This window comes from Streptomyces sp. NPDC054872 (genome assembly GCF_053610705.1).
The window spans coordinates 191,862-201,559 of sequence record NZ_JBSGYY010000012.1 but is presented as its reverse complement, the minus strand read 5'-3'; the positions used below and the strand labels follow the sequence as shown (position 1 = coordinate 201,559).

13 protein-coding genes and 3 tRNA genes are annotated in these 9,698 nt (G+C 69.7%); 4 read left to right on the top strand and 12 right to left on the bottom strand.

Going from position 1 to position 9,698, the window contains the following annotated elements:
- Positions 1-97: 97 nt before the first annotated feature.
- From ACWGIH_RS17340 to ACWGIH_RS17310, 7 genes are all read right to left on the bottom strand, one after another.
- Positions 98-1,537 carry a DHA2 family efflux MFS transporter permease subunit gene (locus ACWGIH_RS17340; RefSeq protein ID WP_453452020.1) on the bottom strand — a complete coding sequence of 480 codons (1,440 nt, stop codon included), beginning with the start codon at positions 1,535-1,537 and terminating at the stop codon, positions 98-100.
- An 84-nt stretch (positions 1,538-1,621) separates the two neighbouring features.
- Positions 1,622-2,179 carry a TetR/AcrR family transcriptional regulator gene (locus ACWGIH_RS17335; protein WP_453452019.1) on the bottom strand — a complete coding sequence of 186 codons (558 nt, stop codon included), beginning with the start codon at positions 2,177-2,179 and terminating at the stop codon, positions 1,622-1,624.
- A 140-nt stretch (positions 2,180-2,319) separates the two neighbouring features.
- A complete protein-coding gene (locus ACWGIH_RS17330) occupies positions 2,320-2,748 on the bottom strand; it encodes a MaoC family dehydratase (RefSeq protein WP_453452018.1) in 429 nt (142 codons plus the stop codon).
- A 4-nt stretch (positions 2,749-2,752) separates the two neighbouring features.
- The gene (locus ACWGIH_RS17325; RefSeq protein WP_453452017.1) at positions 2,753-3,217 is read right to left on the bottom strand and encodes an FAS1-like dehydratase domain-containing protein; all 465 of its coding nucleotides are present in this window, start codon (positions 3,215-3,217) and stop codon (positions 2,753-2,755) included.
- A gap of 84 nt (positions 3,218-3,301) precedes the next feature.
- Positions 3,302-3,466, bottom strand: a complete 165-nt coding sequence (gene rpmG / locus ACWGIH_RS17320) for a 50S ribosomal protein L33 (protein ID WP_004571794.1) — start codon at positions 3,464-3,466, stop codon at positions 3,302-3,304.
- A 91-nt stretch (positions 3,467-3,557) separates the two neighbouring features.
- A tRNA-Met gene (locus tag ACWGIH_RS17315) sits at positions 3,558-3,630 on the bottom strand.
- A 47-nt stretch (positions 3,631-3,677) separates the two neighbouring features.
- Positions 3,678-3,750 (bottom strand) — tRNA-Thr (locus tag ACWGIH_RS17310).
- A gap of 399 nt (positions 3,751-4,149) precedes the next feature.
- Here ACWGIH_RS17310 and ACWGIH_RS17305 point away from each other — a divergent pair.
- The 3 genes from ACWGIH_RS17305 (at position 4,150) to ACWGIH_RS17295 (ending at position 6,650) form a co-directional block, all read left to right on the top strand.
- The gene (locus ACWGIH_RS17305) at positions 4,150-5,445 is read left to right on the top strand and encodes an amidohydrolase family protein (protein WP_453452016.1); all 1,296 of its coding nucleotides are present in this window, start codon (positions 4,150-4,152) and stop codon (positions 5,443-5,445) included.
- A gap of 74 nt (positions 5,446-5,519) precedes the next feature.
- On the top strand, positions 5,520-6,176 hold the full coding sequence (locus ACWGIH_RS17300; protein WP_453452015.1) for an NAD(P)H-binding protein: 657 nt from the start codon (positions 5,520-5,522) through the stop codon (positions 6,174-6,176).
- 96 nt (positions 6,177-6,272) lie between these two features.
- Positions 6,273-6,650, top strand: a complete 378-nt coding sequence (locus ACWGIH_RS17295; protein WP_453452014.1) for a nuclear transport factor 2 family protein — start codon at positions 6,273-6,275, stop codon at positions 6,648-6,650.
- A gap of 63 nt (positions 6,651-6,713) precedes the next feature.
- Here the strand turns inward: ACWGIH_RS17295 and ACWGIH_RS17290 are convergent, their stop codons facing one another.
- Positions 6,714-6,950, bottom strand: coding sequence for a hypothetical protein (locus ACWGIH_RS17290; protein WP_453452013.1), 237 nt, complete (start codon positions 6,948-6,950; stop codon positions 6,714-6,716).
- A 68-nt stretch (positions 6,951-7,018) separates the two neighbouring features.
- Positions 7,019-7,100 (bottom strand) — tRNA-Tyr (locus ACWGIH_RS17285).
- A 203-nt stretch (positions 7,101-7,303) separates the two neighbouring features.
- Between ACWGIH_RS17285 and ACWGIH_RS17280 the strand changes: the two genes are divergently transcribed.
- Complete coding sequence (locus ACWGIH_RS17280) at positions 7,304-7,792, top strand: YajQ family cyclic di-GMP-binding protein (RefSeq protein WP_055564526.1); 489 nt, start codon at positions 7,304-7,306, stop codon at positions 7,790-7,792.
- 155 nt (positions 7,793-7,947) lie between these two features.
- Here ACWGIH_RS17280 and ACWGIH_RS17275 read toward each other — a convergent pair whose 3' ends face one another.
- The 3 genes from ACWGIH_RS17275 to htpX all read right to left on the bottom strand — a co-directional run bounded on the left by ACWGIH_RS17275 (position 7,948) and on the right by htpX (position 9,601).
- Positions 7,948-8,214: a GlsB/YeaQ/YmgE family stress response membrane protein gene (locus tag ACWGIH_RS17275; RefSeq protein WP_453452012.1), complete on the bottom strand. Its 267-nt coding sequence runs from the start codon at positions 8,212-8,214 to the stop codon at positions 7,948-7,950.
- Between the two features lie 134 nt (positions 8,215-8,348).
- The gene (locus ACWGIH_RS17270) at positions 8,349-8,741 is read right to left on the bottom strand and encodes a YccF domain-containing protein (RefSeq protein WP_363212715.1); all 393 of its coding nucleotides are present in this window, start codon (positions 8,739-8,741) and stop codon (positions 8,349-8,351) included.
- Positions 8,738-9,601, bottom strand: a complete 864-nt coding sequence (htpX, locus tag ACWGIH_RS17265; RefSeq protein WP_453452011.1) for a zinc metalloprotease HtpX — start codon at positions 9,599-9,601, stop codon at positions 8,738-8,740. Before htpX ends, ACWGIH_RS17270 begins: the two co-directional genes overlap by 4 nt.
- Positions 9,602-9,698 lie beyond the last annotated feature (97 nt).

The following is a 9,698-nucleotide window of genomic DNA, read 5'->3' as shown; positions in this document are numbered from 1 at the left end:
AATCGTGGTTTTCCGCCCCGGGCACACGAGTCGGGGCGGGGCCCCCGCCGCGGGGGGGGGGCCACGGACCGTGGAGGCGAGAGAGGGGCAAGCCGGCTCAGACACCTGCCTCGGTGCGCTCTTCGGCCACCGCGGGAGCACCACCGGCCTGCTTCAGGGCCGCGGGCCGCCCCGGCAGCAGCGCCGCCGCCACCGCGCCCACCGCGACCAGGGCCGCGCCGATCCAGAGCGCGGGGACGAGGCCGTCCACGAAGTACTGGGCGGGCCCGTAGCCGCCCTGGGCGGAGAAGACCGCGGCGAGGATCGCGATGCCGAGGGCGCCGCCGATCTCCCGCAGGGCGTTGTTGGCGCCGGACGCGATGCCCTGCTCGGACGGGCGGACGCTGGACATCACCAGGCTCGCGGCGGGAGCGAAGTACATCGCCATGCCGATGCCGCTGATGATCAGGGCGGGCAGCTGGGCGGCGTACGAGACGTCGGGCTCCACGACGGCCGCGAACCAGGCGAGGCCGACGGCCTGGAGCGCGAGGCCCACCGTCACGACGACCCGGCCGCCGATCCGGTCCGAGAGGTAGCCCGCGATGGGCGCGACGATCATCGGCATACCGGTCCAGGGCAGCATGCGCAGGCCGGCCTCGGTGGGCGAGTAGCCGAGGACGAGCTGCAGGAACTGGCTGAGCAGGAAGATCGAGCCGAACATCCCTACGAACATCAGCAGGCTCGCCGCGTTGATCGCGGAGAACGCGCGGCTCCGGAAGAGCCGCATCGGCAGCATCGGGTTCTCGGCGCGGATGCCGTGCCGTACGAAGAGGGCCAGGAGCGCGCCGCCGCCGATCAGGCCGACGAGGACGGTCGCGCTCGTCCAGCCGTCGATGTTGCCGCGGATCAGCGCGTACACGATGCCGAAGAGACCGCCGCTGGCCAGTAGCGTCCCGGTGATGTCGAGGGGGGCTCCGGTGCCGTACGACTCGGAGAGCCGCAGACGGGCCATGGGCAGCAGCGCGAGGCCGAGCGGAACGTTCAGCCAGAAGATCCACTGCCAGGACACGTGCTCGGTGAGGCTGCCCCCGACGAGCGGGCCACTGGCGACCGCGAGGCCGTTGACGGCGCCCCAGATCCCGTAGACCATCCCGCGCTTGGCGACCGGTACCGCCGCCGTCAGCAGGGTCAGCGTCAGCGGCATCATGATCGCGGCGCCGACGCCCTGGACCGCGCGGGCGGCGATCAGTGCCTCGATGCCGGGTGCGAGGGCCGCGGCGGCGGAGGCTCCGGTGAAGATGGTGAGGCCGACGACGAAGAGCTTGCGACGCCCGAAGCGGTCGCCCAGTGCCGCGCCGAACATCAGCAGCACGGCGAAGGTGAGGGTGTAGGCGCTCACCGTCCATTCGAGGTCGTGCAGCGCTCCCCCGAAGTCCTCGCGGATGGCGGGCAGGGCGGTGGTGACGACGAGGTTGTCGAGGGCCGCCATGAAACCGGCGACGCTGGTGATGACGAGGGCCCAGGCTGCTTCCCGGCGCCGTGCTGGCTGCTGTGACATCGCTTCCCCTGTGGTTAGTTATTCATTACTAACTTTCGTGGGCGCAAAGGTACGCACCCCCCTACGCGCGCCCGAGCGCGCGCTCTACCGCTTGGGCTGCCCCGACTCGTAGAAGCCGGCCCACACCCGATGCTCCGGACCGAACCCCATGGACACCAGGACGTTGATCAGCATCCCGTATGCGAGGAACTGCGTCGCCTCGCCGACGTCCGCTCCCAGCGCGAGCCGGACCGTGTCGTACATCTCCATCCAGGAGGCCCGCAGCGCCTCGCCGAACTCCCGGTCACCGGAGGCCTCCGCGGAGGCCACGGCGACGTACATCTGCATCTGCATGAGGAGCTTGTCCGGGTCGTCGGCGATGAGCGCCTGATAGGCCTCACCCATGGCATGGAGGGCTTCCTCCCCCTCCAGCCCTTCGGCCGCCTTCCTGAAGACCTCGGTGACCTCCCGACAGCAACGCCCGGACGCCGCGAGGAAGATGGCCTGCTTCCCCGGGAAGAGGCGGAAGAGATACGGCTGCGAGACACCCACCCGCTTGGCGATGACCTCGGTGGACGTGCCGTTGTAACCCCCGCGGGCGAACTCGATCATCGCCGCCCGGATGACGCTCTCACGCCGCTCTTCCGCACTCATCCTGACCATGTGATGAAGTTAGTGGCCAATCACTACCTGGGTCAAGCAGTCGCGATGCCGAGTTATCGAGTAAGGGGCGCCCGCCATCGGCGAACGCCCCTTACCTGCGAGGCCCGTGAGACCTGCCGTACCTGCGATACCTGGGAACGTCAGGCGAGCTGAACCACGGCGCGGGACATCCCGAGCACCTTCTGATCCGCGCTCATCGCCACCAGGTCCACCCGGACCCGGCTGTCGTCGAGCTTCACGGCGACCTTCGCACTGACCTCGATCAGCGCGCCCTTGTCATCGTTCGGGACGACGACGGGCTTGGTGAAACGCACGCCGTACTCGACGACGGCGGCCGGGTCGCCCACCCAGTCGGTCACGACCCGGATCGCCTCGGCCATGGTGAACATGCCGTGCGCGATGACGTCCGGGAGGCCGACCTCGACCGCGAACTTCTCGTTCCAGTGGATCGGGTTGAAGTCACCGGAGGCGCCCGCGTAACGGACGAGCGTGGCACGCGTCACAGGGAAGCTCTGGGGCGGCAGCTCGGTGCCGACCTCGACGCTGTCGTACGAAATCTTGGCGGTCATCGCGTCACGCTCCCTCTGCCGCGGGCTCCGCCGCACGCGCGACGAGCTTGGTCCAGGCGGTCACGACGTGCTCGCCGGCCTCGTCGTGGACCTCGCCACGGATGTCCAGGATGTCGTTGCCCGCCAGCGATTTGATGGCCTCGATGGTCGAGGTGACCGTCAGCCGGTCCCCCGCGCGCACCGGGCGGGTGTACGTGAACTTCTGATCCCCGTGCACGACCCGGCTGTAGTCGAGCCCCAGCTGCGGGTCCTCGATGACCTTGCCCGCGGCCTTGAACGAAATGGCGAACACAAAGGTCGGGGGTGCGATCACATCAGGGTGTCCGAACGCCTTTGCGGCCTCCGCGTCGGTGTACGCGGGGTTGGCGTCGCCCACCGCCTCGGCGAACTCACGGATCTTCTCCCGGCCGACCTCATAGGGATCGGTGGGCGGGTAGGACCGCCCCACGAAGGACTGGTCGAGCGCCATGGACTCGGTACCTCCTGCAGGTATGGGTAAACGACGCGAGGCCGCCCCCAGAAATCGGGGACGGCCTCGCGTACGAGCCTGTATCTAGCGCGTTTCGCGGTGCGCAGTGTGCGCGTTGCAGCGCGGGCAGTGCTTCTTCATCTCAAGACGGTCCGGGTCGTTACGCCGGTTCTTCTTGGTGATGTAGTTCCGCTCCTTGCACTCCACGCAGGCCAGCGTGATCTTCGGGCGGACGTCTGTGGCAGCCACGTGAGTGCTCCTTGACGGACGGATGGACGGATGAACGCAAAAAAATAGTAGCCGATCGAAGGTCCGACCCCACAATCGGCTACCAAATCAGTAGCGGTGACCGGACTTGAACCGGTGACACAGCGATTATGAGCCGCTTGCTCTACCGACTGAGCTACACCGCTGCGATGCCGGATCCCCTCGCCCGAGAGCGAGGATCACTCGACATCAGAGCCCCAATGCGGAATCGAACCGCAGACCTTCTCCTTACCATGGAGACGCTCTACCGACTGAGCTATTGGGGCGAGCGATGAAGACATTACACGGTTGGTCGCCGATCGCCCAAATCCGTTTCGCCGGGGCTGTCCAGGGGCATCTCGGCAGTCGTCCCGGCCGCCTCACCACGTCACTTCGGCGCCTCGCGCCACACCGGTTCGGCGGCACGTACCGCCCCCGCCCGGAGCTCCCCGCACGCGTCTCCGGAGTGCCGTATCGCGCCTCTCCGGAGCCCCGCACCGAGCCTCTCCGGAGTCCCGTATCGCGCCCCACACCACGCCGGTACGACTATTCCGCTCCTCCTCGAAGAGGGCCGGTCGTCACCCTAGGCTCGACCCACTCTGCGTGATCTTGGACGTTTTCGTCCCGGACTCCTCCGTCCCGGATGACGCCACGGCCCGCAGCCGCCCCCGAGCCTCAGGAGCGCGATGCCCGACAGCCAGCCGCAGCCCCACTCCTCCGGGTCCTCCGGCTCTTCCGGCTCCTCAGGTGACGAAGCCGACGCCTCCGCGCTGCTCCTCTGCGGCGCCCGGCTGACCGACGGCCGGACCGTGGACGTACGGCTCGGCTCCGGACGCATCGAGGCGGTCGGCACGGCGGGCAGCCTGACCACGCACGGCACGCGCGTGGACCTCGGCGGCTATCTCCTGCTGCCGGCCGCGGCCGAACCGCACGCGCACAGCGACACGGCCCTGTCCGCGGACACGGAGGGCCCGGTCTCGTACGAGGTCGCCGACGTGCAGCGCCGGACCACCGAGGCCGCCCTCCTGCAGCTCGGGCACGGCGCGACGGCCCTGCGCTCGCACGTGCGGATCGGCGACGTCCCCGGGCTCACCTCGATGGAGGCGGTGCTGCAGGCACGGCGTTCGCTGCGCGGCCTGGTCGACCTGGCGGCCGTGGCCGTGCCCCGCCTGCTGACCGGGGTGGCCGGTGCCGACGGGCTCGCGATGCTGCGGGACGCGGTGAAAATGGGCGCCTCCGTAGTGGGCGGCTGCCCCGACCTGGACCCCGATCCGACCGGGTACGTGGAGGCGGTGCTCGAGGTCGCCGCCGAGCACGGCTGCCCCGTCGACCTGCACACGGACGGCAGCGATCCGGCGCGGCTCGGGCGGCTTGCCGCGATGGCGGGCGGGCTGCGGCCCGGGGTGACGATCGGGCCGTGCGGCGGGCTCGGGCGACTGCCGTCGGACGTGGCCGGGCGGACCGCGGAGCAGCTGGCGGCGGCCGGGGTGACGGTGGTGTGCCTGCCGCAGGGTGGCTGCGGGAGCGTGGAGCGGCGCGGGGCCGTGGCGCCGGTGCGGCTGCTCCGGGCGGCCGGGGTGCGGGTCGCCGCGGGCAGCGGGGCCATGCGGGACGTGTCGAACCCCGTGGGGCGCGGGGATCCGCTGGAGGCCGCCTATCTGCTGGCCTCGCGGTGCGGGCTGCGCCCCGAGGACGCGTACGGCGCGGTCAGCTCCGCGGCACGGGTCGCGATGGGGCTCCCCCAGGTCCGGGTGGAGGCGGGTTTCCCCGCGGAGCTGCTCGCGGTGCGGGGCGACCATCTCGCGGGGGCGCTCTCGCTCGCGTACAGCCGCATCGTGGTGCACCGGGGGCGCGTGGTGGCACGGACGAGCGCGGTGCGGGAGTACTGCGACTCGGCGGCCTCCGTGGCGCTCGACCTGCCCCGGCAGGGTCGCTCGCAGGGGAACGGGCCGGGCCGGCCGAAGGGTGCGGAACCCTCCTGACGGCGGGCGACGCGTCCTGGCGTGCTCCCGCGTGCGCGGGGCGATCACGCGAGAGCTGTCGTACGGTCGGAGACATGCGCATTGTCATCGCTGGAGGTCATGGTCAGATCGCGCTGCGGCTCGAGCGGTTGCTCGCCGCGCGGGGTGACGAGGTCGTCGGGATCATCCGCAGAAGCGGGCAGGAGGCCGATCTGCGGGACGCGGGTGCCGAAGCGGCCCTGTGCGACCTGGAGTCGGCGTCCGTCGACGAGGTGGCCGGGCTCCTGGAAGGCGCCGACGCGGCCGTCTTCGCCGCGGGCGCGGGGCCGGGCAGCGGCGCCGACCGCAAGAACACCGTGGACCGCGACGCCGCCGTGCTCTTCGCCGACGCGGCCGAGCGCGCGGGCGTGCGGCGCTACGTCGTCGTGTCGTCGATGGGCGCGGACCCCGCGCACCAGGGCGACGAGATCTTCGACGCCTATCTGCGCGCCAAGGGCGAGGCCGACGCAGCCGTACGCGGCCGCAAGGCCCTGGACTGGACGATCCTGCGGCCCGGCATGCTGACGGACGACGCGGGCACCGGTCTCGTGCGCCTGGAGGCGTCGACCGGGCGCGGGCCGATCCCGCGTGACGACGTGGCCGCGGTCCTCGCCGAGCTGGTCGACTCGTCGGCGACGGCGGGCCTGACGCTGGAGTTGGTCAGCGGTTCCACCCCGGTGTCCGTGGCGGTCAAGTCCGTTGCGGGCAACTGACGTCCGTACGGGCCGTAGGGGCATGTCGGTCTCCTGACGGATGTCCCGCGCGCGGGGCGGTGCTTGGCTGGAAGTACCGCCTACGTGAGGAACGCCATGCCTGCTTCCGATGTGCCCGCCGCGCAGGAAGCCCTCTTGCGGCAGATGTACGCCGTCTTCAGTACCGAAGAGCGTGACGCGTTCATCCCGCGCTCCCTGGCACCCGACGTGAACTGGCCGAATCTCCTGGACAACACACGCGCCCGGGGCATCCCGGCGGTCCGCGCCTACTGGGCGCGGCAGTTCGCGGTGATGCACCCCCTGGTGCACCTGGAGCGGCTACGGCTCGACGACGACGGGCGGCGGGTCGTGGCGACCGTGCGGCCGGGGCTGCGGGACGAGACGGGCGACCACTGGGCGCCGGCGACGGTCGAGCACGTCTACACGTTCCGGGACGACGGTCTGGTGAGCCGGATGGACGTACGGCAGCGGTGAGGCCTCGGCGACCGTCTCCGCCCCGCACCGGATTCCGACGCCCTGGAGGCCCGTGAGAGCGCCTCAGAACAGCGGGAGCTGCCCGGGGAAGTCCGGGACCGTGTAACCGTCCAGAGCGGGCTGCGCGGCGCCCAGCATGGCCTGCCTGCGCGAGCCGGGGCAGGAGACGAGGTCACCGGTGCCGCGCGGGCCCGGCGGATCATGCCGGGCGAACCGCCCTCCGACGACCGCGATTTCACGGCGGCACTCGGGGCAGTTCCTGCGGCGCGACGAGGACGGCATGGCTGACATGGACGACATTCCCTCAGCGTACGAAAAGACCCCCTCCGACTTGCGTTTCCGCAAGACCGGAGAGGGTCTCCTTCGTGTGGCGGCGCCAGGATTCGAACCTGGGAAGGCTGAGCCGGCAGATTTACAGTCTGCTCCCTTTGGCCGCTCGGGCACACCGCCTGGGTCGCTGCCTGGGAACCATCCGCTTTGGGGCGGCGCTCCGTGGCAACGACGTAAACGATACCTGATGGACAGGGGTGCTTCGCCACCCGATTGATCGGCCCCCGGCACGGGGGCGGTGGCTAGGCTTTGCGGATGCGGCCAGGGACCGAAGGCCGTGCACCAGCCGAGTACGCAGACCCCGATACAAGGAGCCACAGGACATGGCCGACTCCAGTTTCGACATCGTCTCGAAGGTCGAGCGGCAGGAGGTCGACAACGCCCTCAACCAGGCCGCCAAGGAGATCTCGCAGCGCTACGACTTCAAGGGCACGGGCGCCTCGATCGCCTGGTCCGGCGAGAAGATCCTGATGGAGGCGAACGGCGAGGAGCGGGTCAAGGCGATCCTCGACATCTTCCAGTCCAAGCTGATCAAGCGCGGGATCTCGCTGAAGTCGCTGGACGCCGGCGAGCCGCAGTTGTCCGGCAAGGAGTACAAGATCTTCGCCTCGATCGAAGAGGGCATCTCCCAGGAGAACGCGAAGAAGGTCGCCAAGATCATCCGCGATGAGGGCCCCAAGGGCGTCAAGGCACAGGTCCAGGGCGACGAGCTGCGGGTCAGCTCGAAGAGCCGCGACGACCTGCAGGCCGTACAGGCGCTGCTCAAGGGGCAGGACTTCGACTTCGCGGTGCAGTTCGTCAACTACCGCTGACTTACCGCTGACTGCTGGTGAGCGCGCCAGTAAGTACTGCCGGCCGCTCGTCGTACGACGCCGAAGGGCGGGCACCCTTTCCGGGTGCCCGCCCTTGCTGCTGGCCGCAGATCGGGGGATCGACGCCTCGGGGGCGCGGATGGCGCGCGGATGACTTAGCGGCGCGAGTGGCCGAAGAGGATGCGGTAGGCGACGAGCAGGACCAGTGAGCCGCCGATCGCCGCCGCCCAGGTGGCGCCGTCGTAGACGTCGGTGGCTATCGGGCGGTCGAGATAGCGGGCGGAGATCCAGCCGCCTATGAAGGCGCCCGCGATGCCGATGACGGTCGTGCCGATGAAGCCACCCGGGTCCCGGCCGGGCAGCAGGACTTTGGCGACGACACCGGCGATCAGCCCCAGAACGATCCAGCTGATGATGCCCATGCGGTGTACCTGCCCCTCTTCGTGCTGTTGTCCTGAAGGACGTCACGGGAGCGGGGCGCGGTTGCGGTGGTCAGCGTGATGCGGTGTATGACACACGAGGCCGCGCCGCGGTGCGGCACGGCCCGGAGGGTGCGTCAGCGTGCGGCGAACGGCTGGTCCGTACGCACGATTTCGCGGCCGAGCGGCATCAACGACACCGGGATCAGCTTGAAGTTGGCGACGCCCAGCGGGATGCCGATGATCGTGACGCACAGGAGGAAGCCGGTCACGATGTGACCGAGCGCGAGCCACCAGCCCGCGAGGATCAGCCACAGGACGTTCACGACGCAGGACGGTGCGCCCGCGTCACGGCGCTCAACTGTCGTGTATCCGAAGGGCCACAGGGCATAGCGGCCGATGCGGAAGCTGGCGACTCCGAAGGGGATCCCGATGACCGTGATGCACAGGAGCACCCCGGCCAGGAGATAGCCGAGGAACATCCAGAAGCCGCACAGGACGAGCCAAATGACGTTCAGGATTGTCTTCACTGTTGGCGACCTGCCATCTGCTCGAGCCGGGCAATGCGCTCCGCCATCGGCGGATGCGTGGAGAACATCTTGGACATGCCCTGCCCCGGACGGAAAGGGTTCGCAATCATCATGTGACTTGCCGTCTCAAGGCGTGGCTCGGGTGGCAGCGGAAGTTGCTTCGTCCCCGCGTCGAGCTTGCGCAGGGCGCTCGCCAGGGCCAGTGGGTCCCCGGTGAGCTGCGCGCCGGACGCGTCGGCCTCGTACTCCCTGGAGCGGCTGATGGCGAGCTGGATGACCGAGGCGGCCAGCGGGCCCAGGAGCATGATCAGCAGCATGCCGAAGATGCCGGGGCCTTCGTTGTCGTTCGACCTGCCGATCGGGATCAGCCAGGCGAAGTTGACGAGGAACATGATCACCGAGGCGAGCGCGCCGGCGACCGATGAGATCAGGATGTCGCGGTTGTAGACGTGGCTGAGCTCGTGGCCGATGACGCCCCGCAGCTCTCGCTCGTCCAGGAGGCGCAGGATGCCGTCGGTGCAGCACACCGCCGCGTTGCGGGGGTTGCGGCCCGTCGCGAACGCGTTCGGTGCCTCGGTGGGTGAGATGTAGAGCCGGGGCATGGGCTGGCGGGCCTGCGTCGAGAGCTCGCGGACCATGCGGTAGAGCTGTGGGGCCTCGAACTCGCTCACCGGGCGCGCGCGCATGGCGCGCAGGGCGAGCTTGTCGCTGTTCCAGTACGCGTACGCGTTGGTGCCGAGCGCCACGAAGAGCGCGACGATCAAGCCCGTACGTCCGAAGAAACTGCCGATGACGAGGATGAGAGCGGACAGTCCCCCGAGGAGTACGGCGGTCTTCAGCCCGTTGTGCCGGCGGTGCACGGTACGCCCTCCTGTGGTGCGTGGGGGAACCCTCTGTCTACTGGTGCTTCCACTCTTCAGTGGACCCTCCCGTACTGGTCAACGCCAGGCGGGGAGC